The sequence below is a fragment of the Actinocrinis sp. genome, from assembly GCF_035605935.1.
Taxonomy (GTDB): domain Bacteria; phylum Actinomycetota; class Actinomycetes; order Streptomycetales; family Catenulisporaceae; genus Actinocrinis.
Genome location: NZ_DATNGK010000295.1, coordinates 1 through 20053, shown reverse-complemented (window position 1 = coordinate 20053; position 20053 = coordinate 1). Strand labels below are relative to the sequence as shown.

Here is a 20053-nt window from a genome sequence, read left to right as displayed (position 1 = left end):
AGGAGCAACGATGCTTCGACCTGCACTCCGACGCCGCCGCGTCGTCCTGGCGATCGCGGCCGCGATCGCCCCGGTAGCCGCAGCCACCACGGTGTTGGCGCTGCCCGGTGCGGCCTCGGCCGCTGTCCCCGCACCGCCGGCCGGCTGGACCACCGTGTTCAGCGACGACTTCAATGGCGCCGCCGGCACCGGCCTGAACACCGCGAACTGGCTCTACGATCTCGGAACCAGCTACCCCGGCGGCGCCGGGAACTGGGGAACCGGCGAGGTGGAGTCGGAGACCAATTCCACCGCGAACGTCTACCAGGACGGCTCCGGCCACCTGGTCATCAAGCCGATCAAGAGCGGCAGTTCGTGGACCTCGGGCCGGGTGGAGACCCAGCGCACCGACTTCGCCGCACCGGCCGGCGGCGAGATGGAGATCACCGCGTCGATCGAGCAGCCGAACCCCGCCAGCGGCCAGGGTTACTGGCCGGCGTTCTGGGCGCTGGGCGCGGCGGCCAGGCCGGTGGGCGCGACCAACTGGCCAAGCATCGGCGAGCTCGACGTGATGGAGGACGTCAACGCTCTGAGCGAGGTCTCGCACACGCTGCACTGCGGCGTAGACCCCGGCGGCCCGTGCAACGAAACGACCGGGATCGGCAGCGGGCTGCTCGCGTGCGGCGGCTGCCAGACCGGGTACCACACGTACTCAGTGATCGTTGATCGGCGCACCGCCGGAGCCGAGCAGCTGCGCTTCTACACCGACGGCGCACTCCAGCTGACCGTCAATCAGAACCAGATGGACGCGACGACCTGGGCCAACGCCGTCGACCACGGTTTCTTCGTGATCTTGAACGTGGCGATCGGCGGCGCGTACCCGAACGCGATCTGCGGTTGCACCTCGCCCAGCTCGGCGACCAGCTCCGGTGCCGGGATGAGCGTGGACTACGTCGCGGTGTACCAGACCAGCGGGTCGAGCTCGTCACCATCTGCGTCGCCGTCCACTTCGCCGTCCGCGAGCCCGTCGTCCACCGGTGGTGGTGGAGGAAAGTCCTGCACGGCCACGGCCACCTCCAACATCTCAGCGGACTGCTACAACGCGTCGCAGGGCGCGGTCACGGTTTCCGCGGCCAGCGGTGACACCAACCCGTCCGGAGTCGACGGAAATCAGGTACCGCAGCTGACCAATGGCGAGTATCTGGAGTACAACAACATCAACTTCGGCAGTACCGGCTCGACCCAGTTCGACGCCCGGGTCGCCTCCGGGGCCGCGGGCGGCGTCAGTGGTCTGGTCAACGTGGTGCTCGACAACCCGGGCAACGCGCCGATCGGCAACTTCGCGGTCGGCAACACCGGCGGTTGGTCGAGCTGGCGGACCGTTCCGGCGAACATCGCCAAGACCACCGGCACGCACAACGTCTATCTGGAGTTCCAGTCCGGCGCCGCGGGCAACCCGCCGTACGTCAGCTTGCACTACTTCAGCTTCCCGGCCAGCTGAGGACGTGACGATCCGAGGAACTGAGCAACTGACGACGAACTGACGACGAACTGACGAGGTACTGACACCGCACAGCTCTGCGCAGATCCGGGGTTACCGCGGATTGCCGCCCCAGACGGTGGCAGTCGCGGTGACCCCGGAGCCGTCAGTCGGAAAGGCGGTGATCCGCAACACGGCGACTTGGCGGTAAGCGGTGAGCGCGCACACGATGTTGCCGACCGAGACGTGCTGCAGGTCCCAGGTCCCGTGCGTGAATGCGAAGTCGCGGCACTTGGTGCCGTCGGGAGTGCCGGTACCGGTCCACAGCGCGAGATTCCGTACGCGCCGGCCGTTGCTGGACAGCTCCGCGAGCGGCGGTGGGGAGGCCTCCCGGATATCCCCGTGGATCTCGCCCTCGGCGGGAATCGGCGGCCGCTCGTCGAGCCACATCCCCGTGTTGGTGAAGGTGATATTGCCCGACCAGACCAGGTAATTCACCGGTGGAGGCGGCGGGAGCTCGCCACCTTGACCGCTTGGCGGAGGACCGCCGTCCGGGCCGGGACCGGGTCCCGGCGGGGGACCGCCCTGGAACCAGTCGGGCGTCGGTATGCCCTGGCCACTGGCGGCTTGCACGGAAGAGCCATGATTCGGGCTCGCTGACGACGATGAACCGGATCGGGCGGCGGAGGAGGGCCCGCTGCTCGGTGAGACGGCGAGCGCGACGCCGGTCGCGGTGCCGACGACGGCGATCGCCGCGGCGAGCCCGGCCAGGGCGCGGCGCGAAGGACGGCGGCTGGATCCGGTCTTTTCGTCCTGCTGCCGGATTTCTATCGACGCTGGCGGCGGGCTGTCGGCGGCGCTACGTGGCCTGCTGTCGCCGGCGCCCAAAGTGAGATCGGCGAGCGCGTCGCGGTATGCGCCGATCGCGAAGACGACCGGCTCCGGCAGCCAATCCGCCGCGGTGCGCGGCGGCTCGTCGGGCGTGCAGATCTCCAGGATCTCGGCTGTGGTCGGCCGCTCGGCGGGATCCTTGGCGAGGCAGGATTCGATGAGGGACCGGATCTGCAGCGGACAGCCGGCCAGGTCGGGCCGCTCGTTCACGATCCGGTAGACCACCCCGAATTTCGGGCCTTCGCCGAATGCGGGCCGGCCGGTGGCCGCGTAGTGCGCCAGCGCGCCGAGTGAGAAGACGTCCCCGGCGGGCGCCGGCGGCTCACCGAGCACCTGTTCCGGCGCGAGGTACTGCGGAGAGCCGATCATCATTCCGGTGAGGGTGAGCGGCGTGGCATCGGCGGCGCGCGCGATGCCGAAGTCGATCACGCGCAGCCCGTCCGCGCCGAGCACGACGTTCGCCGGCTTGAGGTCGCGATGCACGATCCCGGTGTCGTGAATCGCCCGGAGCGATGCCGCGATCCCGGACATCAGCACGATCACCGCGGAGACCGGCAGCGGCCCGTAGAGTTCGACGGCATCCGCGAGCGTCGGTCCGGCGACATACGCGGTGGCCAGCCACGGCGTCTCGGCCTCCGGATCGGCGTCGAGCAGCGGGGCGATGCCGGGCCCGGACACCTGCCGCGCGGCGCGCACCTCGTGGCCGAACCGGGAGCGGAACGTGCGATCGTCGGCGAACTCCCGGCGCAGCACCTTCACGGCCACCGGTTGCCCCGATGCGTCGAAGGAGAGGAAGACCTCCCCCATGCCGCCGCCGCCGAGCCGCGCCCGCAGCCGGTAGCTCCCGATCTGGACCGGGTCTTGATCGCGCATGGGATCGAACATCCCGGGGGGAGCGTGCACGACTCACCTCGCGTACCGGGGTTTCGAAGTCGAGCTTCGACTATATCAATCCGTCCCCGGCTCATGCCGTGTTACCTGCGAAAGTGTCCGCAATGGGCGGCTGGCGCGGCGAAAAAACCGGCACAAACGTTCTGCGCCGGGGCTTGATCGTGTGTTGAGGATCCGGTGTTGTCTCGCTGGACCGGACAACCGGTCGTTTATGTGTGGTGGAGTGAAAAACCTGTGCACGCGTGTCCCGGTCTTTCCTCAATTGCCGTCGGCGAAGCTATCGCGAGACAAACAGCGCGCAAGGGCGTCTGTGGTCGGGTGGCGAGGCGAACGAGCGGTGGGGTTGGTAGTGCGGCCGCGTCGCGGAAATGTCATCGCGGGGGTTTGTTGGGGAGGAGGGAAATGGCGGGCGGCGGGTGGCAGGGTTGTCCAGCTGAGCGGGACAACGGTGAATTCGGTTAAGAGGTCATGAGTTGCGGGTCGCGAGGGTGGAGGCGGAGTTGTCCAGGTGAGCGGGACAAAGGTGAGTCTGGGCAAAGGTTATGAGTTGCGGGTCAGGAGGGTGGAGGCGGCGGCGCGGGCAGCGGCAGCGTCGGGTGCGGCGAGGGCGGCGTCGGCGAGGGAGGAGCAGTAGTCGAGCGTGTGCTGGCGCAGCCGTACGCCAACACGGCTTACGGATGCGCGGGACATTGAGAGGCTGCTGATTCCAAGGCCGACGAGCACGCAGGCGAGCGTCGGATCCGCGGCAGCTTCGCCGCAAACGCCAACGGGTTTGCCGGCGCCCTTTCCGGCCCGTGCGCACAACGCGATCAGGTCGAGCAGGGCGGGCTGCCAGGGGTCGAGCAGGTCGGCGAGCTCGCCGCATTGGCGGTCTGCGGCCATCGTGTATTGGCCGAGATCGTTGGTGCCGATGCTCAGAAAGTCGACGTGCTCGAGGATTTGGCCGGCGCGCAGCGCGGCCGCGGGGACTTCAATCATTGCGCCGACTTTGGACAGTCCGCGGGCGCGTGCCCGCGTGGCGAAATCGGCCGCTTCCTGCGCGGTGGAGACCATCGGGGCCATGACCCAGAGGTCGGCGTCGGCCGCTTGTGCCGCTAGGGCGACCGCATCCAGTTGAGTATCGAGGATTTCGGGGCGGGTGCGCGAGGTTCGCAGGCCACGAATACCGAGCGCGGGGTTCGGCTCATCGGTGAGGGAGAGGAACGGGAGCGGCTTGTCGGCGCCGGCGTCGAGGGTGCGCAGGACGACGCGTCGGCCGGGGAGGGCACGCAAGACGCGCGTGTACGCTTCGCGCTGCTCGTCGAGGCTCGGCGCGTCGTGGCGGCCGAGGAACAGCAGCTCGGTGCGCAGCAGGCCGACGCCCTCGACGTTCGTGGCGGCGTCGGCAGGCAGGTCGTCGGCGGAGCCGATGTTCAGCAGGAGCGGGACGCGGTGTCCGTCGGCAGTGCGGCCAGGGCCGGTGAAAGTCACCGTCGCGGTGGGGTGGGTTATTGCGGTGGTGTCAGGTGTGGCGTTGAGAGTGATCGTGCCGGTCTCGCCGTCGACGCGAATCAGGGTTCCGTCTTCGATGGCGAGCGCTTCCCGGCATGCGACGACAGCGGGCAGGCCGAGGGCGCGGGCGAGGATCGCGGTGTGGCTGGTCGGACCGCCGCGGACCGTCACCAAGGCGAGGACGCGCGCGGGATCGAGCGTGGCGGTGTCGGCCGGGGCGAGATCATCGGCGATGAGGACGAACGGATGGCCGGGATCCGGGATGCCGGGCATCGGCTCGCCGAGCAGCCAGGCGACCGCGCGGTCGCGGAGATCTTCCAGATCCGCGGCGCGTTCGCCGAGATAGCCTCCGGCCGCACGCAGGCCGTCTGCTTGCTGGGTGAACGCGCAGTGCACGGCGTGAGCGGCGTCGAGGCCTGCGGCGACGGCGCTGTCGCAGGACTCTGCCAGCAGTGGGTCTTTCGCGATCAGGGCTTGGGCTTCGAGGATGGCGCGTGCGGCCGGATCCGTTGCGCGGGCGGCACGTTCGGCCAGCTCGTGTCCGACATGATCGAGGGCTTCGCGAGCTGCCGCCTGTTCGGTCGGCGAGGAGGTGACGGAACGCGGCGGGGGCAGTTGCGGGGGCCGGCCCATGCGCAGGGCTGGGCCCGCTGCGGTGCCTGCGCTGACGCCGAGTCCCTGGAGCCGGTCAACCATTGGCCGGCTCCGCGTCCAGGTCGCGAGAGAGCAGATCGGCGAGCGCTGCCAAGGCTTCGTGTGCCGCTGGCCCGTCCTCCGCGCCGGTGCTGAGCGTCACCGTCGTGCCGTGTTCGACGCGCAGCGCGAGGACGGCCAGGATGCTGCGCGCGTCGGCGAGCGGGCCGTCGCCGATCCGCAGCTTGACCGGCACCGGTTGCGCGGCTGCGGCCTTGACGAACAGCGCGGCGGGGCGGGCGTGCAGGCCGCTGGCTGAGGCGACGGTGACGGTGCGCTCGGGCATGGGAACGGGCTCCAATGGCGAGATGAAACGCGGATTGGTCAGGTCGCGTGGATCAGGGTTCGATGGTGACTTTGATGGCTTCGCCGCGGCTGACCACGTCGAGAGCTTCGAGGGTGCCGTCGAGCGGCAGCCGGTGCGTGATCAGATCCTTGACAGGCACGGCCCCGGTCGCGATCAGGTCGAGTGCGCGGGCGTTGTGCGCGGGACTGGAACCGTTCGCGCCGACGATCGTCAGCTCGCGGTAGTGGACGAGGTTCGAGTCGAGGGTGATCGTGGGGGCGTCCTGTGGCAGGCCGCCGAAGAAGCTGATGCGGCCTTGGCGGGCGGTGTAGCGCAGCGCCTGCTCCTGCGCCTTGCCGGAGGCGGCGGCGGTGATCACGACGTCGGCGCCGCGGCCGTCGGTCAGCTTCAGGATTTGCTCGGCGATGTCGCCGTCCTCGGGCGAAATGGCTTCGTCGGGAGCGACCAGGGCGGCTGCGCGTTCCAGCCGCTCGCGGTTGAGTTCGACCAGGAAGACGCGCGCCGCGCCGCGCGACCGCGCCAGGCGGACATGCAGGCAGCCGATCGGCCCAGAACCGACGATCACCACGTCGTCGCCCGCGCCGACTCGGGCGAGTTCCTGACCGTTGAGCACGCAGGCCAGCGGCTCGGCGATGGAGGCCTCGTCGAAGCCCACGCCGCTCGGAATCGGGTTGAGCCCGCCGACCGCCAGCACCTTCGCCGGCACGATCATGAACTCGGCGAAGCCGCCGTCGTACTGGTAACCCATCGATTCCTGATTCGGGCACACGGTCATCCGGTCGCGCCGGCATTCCGCGCACTGCCCGCACGGGATCGCGGCGATGACCTGCGCCCTGTCCCCGGCCGACCATCCGCCGACGCCCGCGCCGACCTGCACGACCTCGCCCGCGATCTCGTGGCCCATGACGCGCGGCGGGTCGATGCGGTGGTGTCCGTAGCGGTAGATCTTCAGGTCCGTGCCGCAGGTGGAGCAGTTTCGTACCCTGATCTTCACCTCCCCGGGTCCGGCCTCGGGCTCCGGCGCGTCCTCGATGCGCACGTCCCCGGGAGCGTAGAAGCGGGTCACCTTCATGATCAGAGCCTTCCGGTACAGGGATTTGTAGAGTGCGCTGTCAGGAGACTGCGGTGGGCTGAAGGAGGCGGACGACTTCGTTCGCGTCCTGGGCGTCTCGCAGGGCGCGGGCACGGTCCGGGTCGAGCAGGATCTCGGCGAGTTCGGAGAGGATCCCCAGGTGACCGTCTCCGCGCGCCGCGATGGCCACGCACACGCTCACCGGATTGCCGTTCCAGTCCACCGGTTCGGCGAGCTTCACCACGGCGAGCGCGTCGCGCAGCACGGATTGCTTGCCGGCGAGGGTCGCGTGCGGAATCGCCACGCCCTCGCCGACGTAGGTGGGGATGTCGCGTTCGCGTTCGAGCATCGCGTCGATGTACGCGGGCTCGACCGCGCCGATCTCGACCAGGACCCGGCCGCAGCGGCGTACGGCGTCGGTTCGGTCGGCCGCGGGCTCGGCCAACCGCACCGCTTCGGGCCGCAGCAGGCCGGTCATCGCCGCGGTGTCCGCGGCTGTGTCGGGCGCAGGCGTGTCAGACATTGATGACGCCGCCTTCCTTGATGGCCTTGAGGATCGCCTCCACGGCCGGATCGCCGAGGAAGATCTGGAACGCGATGACCGGCTTCGCTCCGGCCGCGGCGCGGGCTCGATCAGCCAGCCCGGCGTGGCAGACGACGAGATCCGCGTCCGCCGGGATCTGGCTGACCGGGGAGTGCTCGACGGTGACCGGGTACTTCTTCAGGGACTTGCGAAGCTGTGCGGCCAGCATCACGCTGCTGCCCATTCCGGCGTCGCAGGCCACGATGATCTTGTGTACGTCGGCTGCGCTGATGGTGGTCATGGTGCTCACGCCTCCCCGGCGGCGCTCTCGCCGACAAACGCGGTGTCATGCGCGAGGACTGGGTCGGCGGGGCGTGCCCGCGGCTCTTGATCAGGGGACTGGGTTATCTCGCTGGACTGGACGGTTTCGGCGGCCTCGATCTCTTCCTCCTTCTCGCCGCGGCCGAAGCCGAGCAGCAGCGAGGCGACCGCGAAGGACACGGCCGCGGCGATCAGCACGCCCGCGAACACCGGGAAGTAGCCGCCGCGCGGGGTCTCGGCCGCGTAGGCGAAGATGCTGCCGGGGGAGGGGGAGGCGACCAGGCCCGCGCCGGTGGCCTCGAACCAGCCGATGCCCGCCATGCCGCCGAGGATGGTGGCCAGGATCAGCCGCGGCTTCATCAGGATGTACGGGAAGTAGATCTCGTGGATCCCGCCGAGGAACTGGATGATGATCGCGCCGGGCACGCTCGGGCGCAGCTTGCGCGGGCCGAAGAGGAAGTAGGCGACCAGGACGCCGAGGCCGGGGCCCGGGTTGCTCTCCAGCATGAACAGGATTGACTTGCCGCTGTGCAGCGCCTGGGTCACGCCCAGCGGGTCGAGCACGCCGTGGTTGATCGCGTTGTTCAGGAAGAGCACCTTGGCCGGCTCGATCACGACCGAGGCCAGCGGCAGCAGATGGTGGTTGACCAGCGACTGCACGCCGTTGCCCGCCCAGGTGGTCACATGGTTGACCACCGGGCCGATGCCCCAGACCCCGAGCAGCGCGAACGCGCCGCCGATGATGCCGAGCGAGAAGTTGTCGACCAGCATCTCGAATCCGGTGCGGACGCGGTCCTCGATCAGCTTGTCGAACTGCTTGAGCACGTAGGCGGCCAGCGGACCGGCGATCATCGCGCCGAGGAACATCGGCACGCTGGAGCCGACCACGACGCCGGCGGTGGCGATCGCGCCGACCACCGCGCCGCGCTGGCCGTGGATCGCGCGGCCGCCGGTGTAGCCGATCAGGATCGGCAGCAGATAGGTGATCATCGGGCCGACCAGCGCGCCGAACCTGGCGTTCGGCAGCCAGCCGGTCGGGATGAACAGGGCGGTGATCAGTCCCCAGGCGATGAACGCGCCGATGTTCGGCATCACCATCGAGGCGAGGAAACTGCCGAAGCGCTGCACTGACGCGCGCAGCCCGGTGCCGGTGGGCTGCGGGGTGTAAGCCATGGCCATGTCGTCGTCCTCCTTGACAGACAGCCTTGGAACGTGGGTGTTGAGCCTCGCGGGAGCGGGAGGTGTTGCGGGTGTCAGAACCCTGGTGCGGAGAGCTTCGAGACCGGCGGGCCCGGTTCTCGGGAGAGATCGACCACGACGATGCCTTCGCGGCGGATGTCCGCCGGGCACGGCATTCGGCTGCCGGGCAAGCCGACCGCCGCCGCGCCCCAGGCCACCGCCTCGATCAGGGCTTTGTCGCCGCGCGCGCCGCCGGCCAGGAACCCGGCGAGCAGCGCGTCCCCCGCGCCGACCGTGCTGCGCGGCTCGATCTGCGTGCCCTGAGCCAGCAGCACGCCGTCGTCATCGACGAGGACCGCACCGTCGGCGCCGAGGCTGGCTAGGACCGCGCCGGCGCCGCGTTCGCGTAGCGTCTGCGCGGCCTCGATGACGTCGCCGAGTTCTGACAGCGGCGCGCCGACCGCCTCGGCCAGCTCGTCCCGATTCGGTTTGACCAGATCGGGTCCGGCGGCGACGGCCGAGAGCAGCGCGGGGCCGCTGGTGTCCACGGCGACGCGGATGCCGGCGGCGGTGAACTGCGCGGTCAGCCCTGCGTAAACGTCGACGGGAACGTCCGGAGGCAGGCTGCCGCACATCACGACCCAGTCGGCGGTGCCCGCGCTGCCGAGCACGGCGGCGGCGACCGCGTCGAACTCGGCGGCGGTCAGCGGCGCACCCGGCTCGTTCACCTTGGTGACCGTGCCGTCCGCCTCGACGAGAGTTACGTTCGAACGGGTGCGGCTGGCGATCGGGACGGCGACGGTGTGCACCGATTCCCCGGCCAGCAGCAACACCAACTGCTCGCCCTCGGCTCCGCCGCACGGGATCACCGCGCGCGAACCGACGCCGTTGGCCAGCAGCGCCCGGGTTACGTTCACCCCCTTGCCACCCGGGTCCAGATGCACCGAGGCGGCGCGCAGCACCTCGCCACGGCGCAGCGCCTCCACCTCCAGGGTGCGGTCCAGGCTCGGGTTGAGGGTGAGCGTCACGATCATGCGCGCACCACCCGCACGCCGCTCTGCTCAAACTCGCCGGCCGTCTCGTCGTCGAGCCCTGAATCGGTGATCAGCGCGTCGAGGTCGGCGAGGCCGGCGAACCTGGCCAGGCAGTCGTTGCCGAATTTCGTGTGGTCGGCGAGCAGCACGGTGCGCCGGGCCGCGCCGATCATCGCGCGCTTGACGGCTGCCTCGGCCAGGTCCGGGGTGGTCAGGCCGTGGGCCGTGGATACGCCGTTGGTGGCCATGAAGGCGACGTCGACGCACAACTGGGACAGCGGGGCCAGGGACCACTCGTCGACGGTGGCGAGCGTGCGCCCGCGCACCCGGCCGCCGAGCAGCAGGACGGTGAGATTGGCCCGGGTGGCCAGGCTGGTGGCCAGCGCGGGGGAGTTGACCACGACGGTCAGCTCCCGGTCGGCCGGCAGCGCCTCGACCAGACGCCCGGTGGTGGTGCCCGCGTCGATGATGACCGAGCCCTCCTGCGGAAGTTCGGCCAGCGCGGCCTTCGCGATGCGCTCCTTCTCCGCTGTCATCACGGCGTCGCGGGTGGCGACCGCGGGCTCGAAGCCCAGGCGTTCGACCGGGATCGCCCCGCCGTGCACCCTGCGCACCACTCCGGCGCGTTCGAGCACGGTCAGGTCGCGCCGCACCGTCTCGGTGGTCACCGCGAGCTCGGTGGCCAGCCCGACGACGTCGACCCGGCCATGGGCGCGGGCCTTCGCCAGGATGGCCTGCTGGCGCTCCTCGGCGTACATGATGTTGGTTCACCGCCAATCAATGTTGTCTTTGCATTGTTTACACCCGAGTCTGTGGCTAGTCAACGGTTGGCTTCGCGAATGTGCTGGGAGCGGGCTCGGGAAGAAACCAACACAAACACAGAAACCAGTAAAGCCGCGGGCGGGAGACTGCGATGAGTCTCCCGCCCGCGGCAGGTCGAAGTGTCTGGCTGTGCGACGTTGTCAGGTGTCTGTCAGTTCCCGGCTCGGGTTCAGCGCGGCGTCCTCCTCGTCGGTCAGCAGCCGTGAGCGGGTCAGGAAACGTACTCCCTCCGGCGCTTCCAGCGAGAAGCCGCTGCCGCGTCCAGGGACGACGTCGACGGTCAGGTGCGTATGCCGCCACAGCGCGAACTGCGCGGCCGACATCCAGAAGCCGATCGGCTCCGGTATGCCCTCGATCCGCAGTTCGGCGAGCAGCGCGTCCGAGGCGCCGGTGCGGAACTCGCCGAGCGCAAAGCACATTGGGGAACTGCCGTCGCAGCAGCCCCCTGATTGGTGGAACATCAGCGGGCCGTGGGCCGCGCGCAGATCCCGCAGGATCCGCGCGGCGGCCTCGGTCACATCCACCCGCGCCGGCGCGGGCTCACTCGGCGGCACGGCGCGGCCTAGAAGAAGCCGAGCTTCTTGGGCGAGTAGCTGACCAAGAGGTTCTTGGTCTGCTGGTAGTGGTCGAGCATCATCTTGTGGTTCTCGCGGCCGATCCCAGACTGCTTGTAGCCGCCGAAGGCCGCGTGCGCGGGATAGGCGTGGTAGCAGTTGGTCCACACCCGGCCGGCCTGGATCGCGCGCCCGGCCCGGTACGCGGTGTTGATGTCGCGGGTCCACACCCCCGCGCCGAGGCCGTACAGGCTGTCGTTCGCAATCTTGATCGCCTCGTCGAAGTCGCTGAACGGCGCGACCGAGACCACCGGGCCGAAGATCTCCTCCTGGAAGACCCGCATGTGGTTCGAGCCCTGGAAGATGGTCGGCTGCACGTAATAGCCGCCGGCCAGCTCGCCCTCCAGTTCGGCCCGGTGCCCGCCGGTCAGCACCTTGGCGCCCTCCTGCCGGCCGATCTCCAGATAGGCCAGGATCTTCTCCAGTTGGTCGTTGGAGGCCTGCGCTCCGATCATTGTCTCGGTGTCCAGCGGATGGCCCTGCACGATCTTCTCGGTGCGCGCGATCGCCGCGTCCAGGAAACGCCGGTAGTGCCCGATCTGGATCAGCGCGCGGGACGGGCAGGTGCACACCTCGCCCTGGTTGAGGGCGAACATGGTGAAGCCCTCGAGTGCCTTGTCGAAGAACTCGTCGTCCGCGCCGCTCACGTCGTCGAAGAAGATGTTCGGGCTCTTACCGCCCAGCTCCAGGGTCACCGGCTTGAGGTTCTCGCTGGCGTACTGCATGATCAGCCGGCCGGTGGTGGTCTCGCCGGTGAACGCGACCTTCGCGACGCGCGCGCTGGAGGCCAGCGGCCGGCCCGCCTCGACGCCGAAACCGTTGACGATGTTGACCACGCCGGGCGGCAGCAGGTCGGCGATCAGGCTCATCAGGTAGTGGATCGAGGCCGGGGTCTGCTCGGCCGGCTTGAGCACGACGGCGTTGCCCGCGGCCAGCGCCGGGGCCAGCTTCCAGGTGGCCATCAGGATCGGGAAGTTCCACGGGATGATCTGCCCGACCACGCCGAGCGGCTCGTGGAAGTGGTAGGCGATGGTGTCCTCGTCGATCTCGGCGAGGCCGCCCTCCTGCGCCCTGATCGCCCCGGCGAAGTAACGGAAGTGGTCGATGGCCAGCGGCAGGTCGGCGGCCAGGGTCTCCCGGATCGGCTTGCCGTTCTCCCAGCTCTCGGCGACGGCGAGCTGTTCCAGGTGCTCCTGCATCCGGTCGGCGATCTTGTTGAGGACCTCGGCGCGCGCCGCTACCGCAGTACGGCCCCACGCGGGCGCCGCGCCGTGTGCCGCATCGAGGGCGCGCTCCACATCGTCGGCGGTGCCGCGGGCGATCTCGGTGAAGGTCTGGCCGGTCACCGGGCTCGGGTTCTCGAAGTACTGGCCGCGATGCGGCTTGACGAACTCGCCGCCGATCCAGTGGTCGTAGCGGGGCTGGTAGTCCATTTTCGCCTCGGGTTGACCCGGGGCCGCATAGCGCGTCATCGCACTGCCTTCCGCACCTTCGCCGCCCGCTCCCGCGCGGGCGAACACATGACGGCACGTTAGGTTCGGCGACGTTGCAACCACGTTGCATGCTGCGGGTGACTTTCCCGCAACCCGTACTCGCGCCGCAACTGCCCGACGCGCACGGCCGCGAGCGCGCGGCGCGGCGATGATTCGGGCAGCGAGGTCAGCAGCGCCTCCCAGACCTGGAGGTCGTCGTCACCCCAGGCGGTTCGCGTCCACGCGTCGAGCAGATCCGGGTCGTGGCGCGCTAGCAACGCGGCACGCACCTGATTGGCGAGACGATCGCGCATCCGCGCGACGCCCGGCGCGTCAGACTCGGGCAGCAAAGGACCGCGATACCCACGCACAGCTTCGGCGACCGAGCCACGCTCCAACGCCTGCGATACGTCAAGGAAATCCGCCTCAGCGCGGACACGCAGCCGGTACGGTCGCGAGTCGAGCACCTGCGGACCGAGCAAATGCCGCAGCCGCGACAGTTCGGCCCGCAGCGTGACCGGGTTGACCGTGCGCTCGCCGTACAGTTCGAGGCAGAGCTGATCGCCCGTCAGCCCTTCCGGGTGGCGGGACAGCAGCACCACGATCTCGCTGTGCCGGCGGCCGAGCCGAAGCGATTGCGAAGCCACCTTCAGCAGCGCCTCGTCCCGGCCGAGCGCCTGGAGCACCGCGGGTTCGGCAGTGGTGCGCCGTGGGTCTGACAGGCTGCCAGCCATCGTGACCAGAACCGGACCCAGCGGCGGCAGCAACGTGGACAGGTGTGCTTCCGCGGCGCGCGCGGTCGCCTGCACCAGCGCGAGGCTCTGCGGGCTGGCCAGGTGATCGCCGCCGGTGATGTCCACCGCGCCGAGCAGCGCTCCAGTACGCGGATCGTGGATCGGCGCCGCCGCGCAGGTCCACGGCTGAACAAGGCTGCTGTAATGCTCGGCGGCGAAGATCTGCACCGCGTGGTCCACGGCGGTCGCCACCCCCGGGGCGTTCGTCCCGGCGTGCCCCTCATCCCAGCTCGCGCCCGGCACGAAGTTCATCGCCTCGGCTTTACGAAGTACCCCGGCGTGCCCTTCCACCCACAGCAGCCGGCCCACGGCGTCGCAGACCGCGAGCACGTGCTCGCCGTCGTCGGCGACCGCCCCGAGCAGGTCCCGCAGCAGCGGCAGGACCACGGCGAGCGGATGCGAACGGCGGTACTCCTCCAGCGCCTCGTCGACCAGATCGACCGGGGCGAGCGCGTCCGGCGGTACCAGCGCGCCGGCTGATCGACGCCAGGAATCGGCGACCACGGGGCGCACCGGGCCCGCGATCGACGAACCGGTGACGAAGGCCTCGTGCGCCCGGCGAAGCTGCCCGGCGCGCCGTCGCGGATCGGCGCCGATCTCCAATGCCAGCCAGGGATTGCCCACCAGCGCTCCTCTATGGCGAGGGCCGTTCCCGCCGCCATCGTCACCTATGTTGCCTGGTTCGGCAACGCACTGTGCCGGAGTTGAGCAGACTGATGCGGCGATTCACTCGTGGGGGAGAAAGGAATTCTGCATACTCGGGTGTACGTGGGCTGACTGGCGCGGTGTGGCCGTTATCGGAAGCGCTCCACGAAGCGGCGTTGCCAAGGCGTTTCGACGGCGCGTCGTGTGTAATGTTCGCGCACGTATGCGATCGCGTCACGCGGCGGGAGACCGTCGAGTACCGCCAGGCAGGACAGCGCGGTGCCGGTGCGGCCGACTGCGGGGTCAGAAGGCAGTCGGAAGTCGGGCCAGCGCAGCCAGCGCGATTCCCGTGCGACGGTTGGCGGCTCGTGGCCGAGCAGGTACAGCGCGAACGTCGGTTCTTGTCCGGCTGCCGGCAGCGGTCGGCGCAGTCCACGGCCGCGCACGGTTCGACCGGAGGGCAAGATCAGCAGGCCTTCGGATTCGGCCTCCCACGCGGAGATCACCGAGTGAGCGTAACCCTGTGACGGGGCGCGGAGTGGTTCTTTGACCTGCGTCCCTCCCGCTGCTGTCGGTGGCTCGGCTTACGATCGGTGTTATGTCCGCTATCACCGCCACTGTCGCAGTCGACGCGTTCGAGCCAGAGCAGCTCGAACTGCACCGCCGCGAGCTGACCGGGTATTGCTACCGCATGCTCGGCTCGTTCGCCGAGGCGGAGGACGCGGTGCAGGAGACGCTGATACGCGCGTGGAAGGCGCAAAGCGGCTTCGAGGGCCGCTCCTCGGTGCGGACCTGGCTGCACCGGGTGGCCACGAACGTGTGCCTGGACATGCTGCGCGGGCGCAAGCGGCGCGCGCTGCCGATGGGCCTGGTCCCATCGACGACGGCCGCGGACGTGATGCGCACCGGCGATATCGGCCCCGAGCTTGGCGAGAGCGCCTGGGTTCTGCCGGTGCCGGATTCCCGCGTGCTATCTGAGCACGCCGATCCGGCGCAGGTGACGGCGCAACGTGACAGCGTCCGGTTGGCGTTCGTGGCAGCGCTGCAACACCTTCCGCCGCGGCAGCGCTCGGTGTTGCTGCTGCGCGAGGTGCTCGACTGGTCCGCAGCCGAGGTGGCCGACTTGCTCGGCAGCAGCGTCGCGGCGGTGAACAGCGCGCTTCAGCGGGCGCGGGCCACGCTCGCCGCGCAGCAGCTGGAGGACGACGCGCGAATAGCGAGCGATGCCTCTCCGCCCGCGACGGGTACCAGCCGCTCCGGTGATTCTCCGCGAGCGGAAGGGGTGACGGAGCGCGACCTGCTCGCCGAGTTCGTCGAGGCCTTCGAGCGTTACGACATCGACCGGCTCACCACGCTCTTGCACGACGACGCCGTTCAGTCGATGCCGCCTTACGAGCTGTGGCTGCGTAGTGGCGCGGAGATCGGCCGCTGGATGCTTGGCCCCGGCGCGGAGTGCCGCGGTTCGCGGCTGCTGCCGGCCGGTTCGGCGAACGGCGCGGTGGCGTTCGGCCAGTACCGCAGCGATGGGCACGGCGGCCATGTGCCGTTCGCGCTGCAGATGATCCGGGTGGAGGGCGAGCGGATCGCCGAGATACACAGCTTCCTCATGCCGGAGCTGCTGTTCCCGATCTTCGGCCTGTCGTTGACTCTTTAGCCGGCAGCGCCCTTCGACCGACCGATGAGTTTCGCCGAACCGGATCGTCCAAGCCGGTGAAAGCGAACCATCGCCCGGAACCGAAGGGACCGAAGATGAGCCTTCCGCAGGTTGTCTCGCGCGAGCAGTGGACCGAGGCCCGCAAGCAGCTGCTGCTGCGGGAGAAGGAGCTGACCCGGGCGCGTGACGCGCTCAACGCCGACCGGCGGCGGCTGCCGATGGTGCGGGTGGACAAGCCGTACGCGTTCCAGGGGCCGGACGGCCCGGTCTCGCTGGCCGACCTGTTCGAGGGCCGGCGCCAGCTGGTGGTGCAGCACGTGATGTTCGACCCGGCTTGGGATGGCGCCTGTAAGGGCTGCACGGCCGGGGTCGACGAGCTGTCACCTGGTCTGCTCGCGCACCTGCACTCGCGGGACACCACCTACGCGCTGGTCTCCCGGGCGCCGCTGGAGAAGCTCCAGGCCTACGCGGCGAGCCGCGGCTGGACGCTGCCCTGGTACTCCTCCTTCGGCAGCGACTTCAACTACGACTTCCACGTCACCCTGGACCCGGCGGTGACGCCGGTCGAGTTCAACTACCGCGACGCACACGAGCTGGCGCAGGCCGGGATGAACTGGATCCTGGAGGGTCCCTCTGAGCAGCCCGGCCTGAGCTGCTTCCTGCGCGACGGCGACCAGATCTTCCACACCTACACCACCTTTGCCCGCGGCACCGAGCAGCTCGGCGGCTCGTACGGGGTGCTCGACATGACCGCGCTCGGCCGCCAGGAGGCGTGGGAGGAGCCCAAGGGCCGGGTGGAGAAGCCGCACGGCGCCGACCCCAGTTTCAGCGACTGAGGAGCGAAGGGAGACCGAAGCCGACGGGGACGCAACGGGGACGGAGGCGGCTATGACCGGCACGGCCGTGAGCTGGGGGCTCGGTGCGGCCCTGGTCATAGTCGCCTCCGGCGCCGTCTGGCGGCTGGCCCGGCCTTCCGGGCGCCGCGAGAGGATGTATCAGCGTACGAATTCAGTGCTGCATCTGCTCATGGCGCTCGGCATGGCCGTAATGCTCGTCGAGCGCGGGGGAGCGGCGGTGCGGGCGCTCGGCGTCCTGTTCGGAGCCGTCGCGATAACCATGGTGGTGCGCGGCCGGATGCATCACGCGGTCATGTCCGGAATCATGGTTCTGATGGTCCGCATGCCGCCCGATCCCGGACCGTCCGGGCCGATGAGCATGCAGATGGCGATACCGTCGACCGGGAACGGCGTCTCGCTGTTATTGCTCGCCGCGTTCGGATACGCAGCCGTGTCGGCGTGCGTATTTACGTGGCGGATGTCGGCATTCGACCCCCACAGCCAGGGCGGCGACCGCCGGCCGTGCGCCATTGACCCGGTCGGCCGTGGTTGCGAAATCATGATGCTCGTCAGCACTGCTGTGATGCTGCTGCCGATGATCTGATCCGCCCCTGCGCTCAGATGGAACCCGGGGTGCCGCTCGGCACGATCTGCACGCCCAGCGGCACCAGCGAGATCGGGATCAGCTTGAAGTTGGCCAGCCCGAGCGGGATGCCGATGATCGTCAGGCACAGCACCGCCCCGGTGACCAGGTGCCCGATCGCCAGCCACCAGCCGAACAACAGCACCCAGATCACGTTTCCGACCACCGAGGCCACGCCCGCCGTGCGACGCGGCAGGATCGACCGGCCGAAGGGCCAAAGCGCGTAGTTGGCGATACGGAACGCGGCGAACCCGAACGGAATCGTGATGATCAGGACGAAGCACAGCAAACCGGCCAGCGCGTAACCGATCGCCAGCCATACTCCGCACAGCACGAACCAGATGAGGTTCAGGATGAGTCTCATACCTACAAGCTCACCGCATCCCGCCGTTCAATGCACGATCGACTGGGTCGCCCTAGGCCGTGTGTAAGAAGTTTCGCCGGGGCCGCGACGCCTGCCACGCACGCTCGCTGCGTTGGCGAAGCCCCGGTGCCGCCAGGCACCTATCGGACACTGCTCAGATGCCCCATGAGGACGCTCCGCCGCCTTGCGATCGCACGCGCCAGACGCCGCGGCCTTCTCCGACGCTACTTCTTACACACGGCCTAGATCACGGCGCCCGGACAAAGAAAGTTTCGGCGTTGCCTGCCCGCTGTCGATGCGGCGTTCGACACATGTCGCGGCCGTTGTTCGACGCCGCGTCGAGGTCCGGCTGGGCCTGGACGCGGGTGCAAGTTTCAGGATCTTTCCTTGTCTGCTTCCTTCACCCGGCAGGCGCCCGGACCCAGGATCGCGGAGTAAAGCCGCTGCTGAACGTGCCGCCGCCATGGCAAGGCGCCCGCAGGCGCGGACCGGTCCCGCTCGTGCTTGGTTACCCGCCATTTACCGCTACCGCTGCTGCCCGCTAGTTTTCCGGCGCTGCCGGGGGCCGCTTACCGGGAAAGGACCGCATCGGAATGCGCGCAACAGACCTCTTCGATCGGAGCCGCGATTCGGCGCGCCCCGATCGCGCCCGCCGCCGCCGAGGGGCCGCCGCCATCGGCGTGTCGGCCGTGGCCATGGTGGGACTCGCCGGCCTCACCCAGCTGACCGGGGTCGCGGCCGCCGGCAGCATCTCAGGCGGCACGCAGTTCTACGTCTACCCGAACTCGGCCGTGATGAAGTGGGACGCCGCCAATCCCGGCGACTCGCGCGAACCCCTCATCGCCTCGCAGATCGCCTCGCAGCCGCAGGGCATCTGGTTCGCCAACTACACCCCGTCCACGGTGCAGTCCGACGCCTCGGCGATCACCAGCGCGGCTGCTGCGGCGGGCAAGACGCCGGTGCTGGTGATGTACAACATCCCGAACCGGGACTGCGGCGGGGCTTCGGCCGGTGGCGCGCCCGATATCACCAGTTACAAGAACTACGTGCAGAGCTTCGCCAACGGCCTCGGCACGCATCAGGTCATCGTGATCCTCGAGCCGGACTCCCTGGCCCTGCAGACCTGCCTTTCCGCGCAGCAGGCCGCGGACCGCGACTCAGCCCTCGCCTTCGCCGGCCAGGCGATCCACAGCGCCGACCCCGCGGCGAAGGTGTACATGGACGCCGGGCACTCGGCATGGAACTCGCCCTCGGCCCAGGCCGCGGCACTCAACGCCGCCGGCGTGAAGACCAGCGCCGACGGCATCTTCTCCAACGTCTCGAACTTCATGACGACCTCCGACGAGGTCAACTACGACAAGCAGGTGCTGGCCGCGCTCGGCAACCCGTCGAACCTGCACATCGTGGTCGACACCAGCCGCAACGGCAACGGCCCCGCGCCCGGCAACCCGTGGTGCGACCCGAGCGGACGCGCGGTCGGCCAGGCGCCGACCGCGAACACCGGCGACTCCGCCGTGGACGCGTATCTGTGGGTCAAGCCGCCGGGTGAATCAGACGGCTGCGCTGACGCCGCGGGCACCTTCGACCCCGCGCTCGCCTACGCGCTGGTCATCAACGGCCCGATCCACAGCTACTCGCCGACTCCCTCGGCCTCAGCGACGAGCGCCAGCCCGTCCGCGTCGCCGAGCAGCTCGCCCTCCGCCTCCCCGTCGGCTTCGCCGTCGCACAGCGCGAGCCCGTCGAGTTCGCCGTCCGCGAGCGCCAGATCAGGATCGTGCCTCGTCACATACGCCGTTCAGAGCTCCTGGTCCGGCGGCTTCACCGCGAACGTCTCGATCACTAACACCGGCAGCTCGTCCATCAACGGCTGGACGGTGACGTTCCGCTACAACGGTGATCAGAAGGTCACCAACGCCTGGGGCGCCTCCGCGTCGCAGAGCGGCGCGACCGTGACTCTCACGAACGCGTCCTACGACGGGTCGATCGCACCCGGCGGAACGGTTACCGGCGTGGGCATGCAGGGCACATGGGCCTCCAGCAACGCCGCCCCGAGCAACTTCACGCTCAACGGAGTCGCCTGCTCCTGAGTCGCAGCCTCCTGAGCCACAGCCGCTGCCCGGGATCACGGGGCACGGGGAGACGGCCGGTCCGGCAACGGACCGGCCGTCCGCACGCGTGGCCGACGTAAGAGGGCGTCTGATCCCATGTTGGGGGCGAATCGGCCGATCGACGGCCCTGGCTGCGTTGCCGAAACATCCACAGACGACCCACGGTGTTGAATGAGGAGCGCGAGGATGCTCCGGCGCCTTGCCAGGCCCGCCGCTTGGCCGATTCGCTGTGCCGTACCC

The 20053-nt window shown here is 69.5% G+C and carries 19 protein-coding genes; 5 read left to right on the top strand and 14 right to left on the bottom strand.

What is annotated here, in order from left to right:
• Positions 1 to 10 precede the first annotated feature (10 nt).
• Positions 11 to 1480 (top strand): glycoside hydrolase family 16 protein, encoded by a 1470-nt coding sequence (locus VN779_RS23900; RefSeq protein ID WP_325727133.1) that lies wholly within the window; start codon positions 11 to 13, stop codon positions 1478 to 1480.
• 93 nt (positions 1481 to 1573) lie between these two features.
• On the opposite strand, the gene VN779_RS23895 is transcribed toward VN779_RS23900, so the two are convergent.
• The 13 genes from VN779_RS23895 to VN779_RS23835 all read right to left on the bottom strand — a co-directional run bounded on the left by VN779_RS23895 (position 1574) and on the right by VN779_RS23835 (position 14714).
• Positions 1574 to 3223 (bottom strand): serine/threonine-protein kinase, encoded by a 1650-nt coding sequence (locus tag VN779_RS23895; protein ID WP_325727131.1) that lies wholly within the window; start codon positions 3221 to 3223, stop codon positions 1574 to 1576.
• Positions 3224 to 3781: 558 nt separating this feature from the next.
• Positions 3782 to 5428, bottom strand: a complete 1647-nt coding sequence (ptsP, locus tag VN779_RS23890) for a phosphoenolpyruvate--protein phosphotransferase (protein ID WP_325727129.1) — start codon at positions 5426 to 5428, stop codon at positions 3782 to 3784.
• Positions 5421 to 5711: an HPr family phosphocarrier protein gene (locus VN779_RS23885; protein ID WP_325727127.1), complete on the bottom strand. Its 291-nt coding sequence runs from the start codon at positions 5709 to 5711 to the stop codon at positions 5421 to 5423. The genes ptsP and VN779_RS23885 overlap by 8 nt, the downstream gene beginning before the upstream one ends.
• A gap of 52 nt (positions 5712 to 5763) precedes the next feature.
• Entirely contained in the window at positions 5764 to 6804 is a 1041-nt protein-coding gene (locus VN779_RS23880; protein ID WP_325727125.1) for a zinc-dependent dehydrogenase, read from the bottom strand.
• 40 nt (positions 6805 to 6844) lie between these two features.
• A complete protein-coding gene (locus tag VN779_RS23875; protein ID WP_349260916.1) occupies positions 6845 to 7282 on the bottom strand; it encodes a PTS sugar transporter subunit IIA in 438 nt (145 codons plus the stop codon).
• Positions 7283 to 7319: 37 nt separating this feature from the next.
• Positions 7320 to 7628, bottom strand: a complete 309-nt coding sequence (locus VN779_RS23870) for a PTS lactose transporter subunit IIB (RefSeq protein WP_325727121.1) — start codon at positions 7626 to 7628, stop codon at positions 7320 to 7322.
• A 5-nt stretch (positions 7629 to 7633) separates the two neighbouring features.
• Positions 7634 to 8827: a PTS mannitol transporter subunit IICB gene (locus tag VN779_RS23865; protein ID WP_325727119.1), complete on the bottom strand. Its 1194-nt coding sequence runs from the start codon at positions 8825 to 8827 to the stop codon at positions 7634 to 7636.
• A gap of 74 nt (positions 8828 to 8901) precedes the next feature.
• Positions 8902 to 9861, bottom strand: coding sequence for a 1-phosphofructokinase (gene pfkB / locus VN779_RS23860; RefSeq protein WP_325727117.1), 960 nt, complete (start codon positions 9859 to 9861; stop codon positions 8902 to 8904).
• Positions 9858 to 10619 (bottom strand): DeoR/GlpR family DNA-binding transcription regulator, encoded by a 762-nt coding sequence (locus tag VN779_RS23855; protein WP_325727115.1) that lies wholly within the window; start codon positions 10617 to 10619, stop codon positions 9858 to 9860. Before VN779_RS23855 ends, pfkB begins: the two co-directional genes overlap by 4 nt.
• 204 nt (positions 10620 to 10823) lie before the next feature.
• On the bottom strand, positions 10824 to 11237 hold the full coding sequence (locus VN779_RS23850) for a DUF779 domain-containing protein (RefSeq protein ID WP_325727113.1): 414 nt from the start codon (positions 11235 to 11237) through the stop codon (positions 10824 to 10826).
• Between the two features lie 8 nt (positions 11238 to 11245).
• Positions 11246 to 12769 carry an aldehyde dehydrogenase family protein gene (locus tag VN779_RS23845; RefSeq protein ID WP_325727111.1) on the bottom strand — a complete coding sequence of 508 codons (1524 nt, stop codon included), beginning with the start codon at positions 12767 to 12769 and terminating at the stop codon, positions 11246 to 11248.
• 59 nt (positions 12770 to 12828) lie between these two features.
• A complete protein-coding gene (locus VN779_RS23840) occupies positions 12829 to 14187 on the bottom strand; it encodes a hypothetical protein (RefSeq protein ID WP_325727109.1) in 1359 nt (452 codons plus the stop codon).
• A 170-nt stretch (positions 14188 to 14357) separates the two neighbouring features.
• Positions 14358 to 14714 (bottom strand): protein phosphatase, encoded by a 357-nt coding sequence (locus VN779_RS23835; protein WP_325727107.1) that lies wholly within the window; start codon positions 14712 to 14714, stop codon positions 14358 to 14360.
• A 92-nt stretch (positions 14715 to 14806) separates the two neighbouring features.
• On the opposite strand from VN779_RS23835, the gene VN779_RS23830 reads away from it, so the two are divergent.
• From VN779_RS23830 to VN779_RS23820, 3 genes are all read left to right on the top strand, one after another.
• Positions 14807 to 15862 (top strand): sigma-70 family RNA polymerase sigma factor, encoded by a 1056-nt coding sequence (locus tag VN779_RS23830; RefSeq protein ID WP_325727105.1) that lies wholly within the window; start codon positions 14807 to 14809, stop codon positions 15860 to 15862.
• A gap of 95 nt (positions 15863 to 15957) precedes the next feature.
• On the top strand, positions 15958 to 16698 hold the full coding sequence (locus tag VN779_RS23825; RefSeq protein WP_325727103.1) for a DUF899 domain-containing protein: 741 nt from the start codon (positions 15958 to 15960) through the stop codon (positions 16696 to 16698).
• A gap of 52 nt (positions 16699 to 16750) precedes the next feature.
• Positions 16751 to 17302, top strand: a complete 552-nt coding sequence (locus tag VN779_RS23820) for a DUF5134 domain-containing protein (RefSeq protein WP_325727101.1) — start codon at positions 16751 to 16753, stop codon at positions 17300 to 17302.
• A 13-nt stretch (positions 17303 to 17315) separates the two neighbouring features.
• On the opposite strand, the gene VN779_RS23815 is transcribed toward VN779_RS23820, so the two are convergent.
• Positions 17316 to 17705: a YccF domain-containing protein gene (locus VN779_RS23815; RefSeq protein ID WP_325727099.1), complete on the bottom strand. Its 390-nt coding sequence runs from the start codon at positions 17703 to 17705 to the stop codon at positions 17316 to 17318.
• Between the two features lie 593 nt (positions 17706 to 18298).
• On the opposite strand from VN779_RS23815, the gene VN779_RS23810 reads away from it, so the two are divergent.
• Positions 18299 to 19792 (top strand): glycoside hydrolase family 6 protein, encoded by a 1494-nt coding sequence (locus VN779_RS23810; protein ID WP_325727097.1) that lies wholly within the window; start codon positions 18299 to 18301, stop codon positions 19790 to 19792.
• Positions 19793 to 20053 lie beyond the last annotated feature (261 nt).

Bases quoted from the DNA above. Each gene is read 5' to 3' on its own strand.
- ptsP (WP_325727129.1), bottom strand. From the start codon at position 5,428: ATGGTTGACCGGCTCCAGGGACTCGGCGTCAGCGCAGGCACCGCAGCG.
- VN779_RS23820 (WP_325727101.1), top strand. From the start codon at position 16,751: ATGACCGGCACGGCCGTGAGCTGGGGGCTCGGTGCGGCCCTGGTCATA.
- VN779_RS23815 (WP_325727099.1), bottom strand. From the start codon at position 17,705: ATGAGACTCATCCTGAACCTCATCTGGTTCGTGCTGTGCGGAGTATGG.
- VN779_RS23830 (WP_325727105.1), top strand. From the start codon at position 14,807: ATGTCCGCTATCACCGCCACTGTCGCAGTCGACGCGTTCGAGCCAGAG.
- VN779_RS23895 (WP_325727131.1), bottom strand. From the start codon at position 3,223: ATGCGCGATCAAGACCCGGTCCAGATCGGGAGCTACCGGCTGCGGGCG.
- VN779_RS23825 (WP_325727103.1), top strand. From the start codon at position 15,958: ATGAGCCTTCCGCAGGTTGTCTCGCGCGAGCAGTGGACCGAGGCCCGC.
- VN779_RS23900 (WP_325727133.1), top strand. From the start codon at position 11: ATGCTTCGACCTGCACTCCGACGCCGCCGCGTCGTCCTGGCGATCGCG.
- VN779_RS23885 (WP_325727127.1), bottom strand. From the start codon at position 5,711: ATGCCCGAGCGCACCGTCACCGTCGCCTCAGCCAGCGGCCTGCACGCC.
- VN779_RS23845 (WP_325727111.1), bottom strand. From the start codon at position 12,769: ATGACGCGCTATGCGGCCCCGGGTCAACCCGAGGCGAAAATGGACTAC.
- VN779_RS23870 (WP_325727121.1), bottom strand. From the start codon at position 7,628: ATGACCACCATCAGCGCAGCCGACGTACACAAGATCATCGTGGCCTGC.
- VN779_RS23810 (WP_325727097.1), top strand. From the start codon at position 18,299: ATGCGCGCAACAGACCTCTTCGATCGGAGCCGCGATTCGGCGCGCCCC.
- VN779_RS23875 (WP_349260916.1), bottom strand. From the start codon at position 7,282: ATGACCGGCCTGCTGCGGCCCGAAGCGGTGCGGTTGGCCGAGCCCGCG.
- VN779_RS23865 (WP_325727119.1), bottom strand. From the start codon at position 8,827: ATGGCCATGGCTTACACCCCGCAGCCCACCGGCACCGGGCTGCGCGCG.
- VN779_RS23880 (WP_325727125.1), bottom strand. From the start codon at position 6,804: ATGAAGGTGACCCGCTTCTACGCTCCCGGGGACGTGCGCATCGAGGAC.
- VN779_RS23855 (WP_325727115.1), bottom strand. From the start codon at position 10,619: ATGTACGCCGAGGAGCGCCAGCAGGCCATCCTGGCGAAGGCCCGCGCC.
- pfkB (WP_325727117.1), bottom strand. From the start codon at position 9,861: ATGATCGTGACGCTCACCCTCAACCCGAGCCTGGACCGCACCCTGGAG.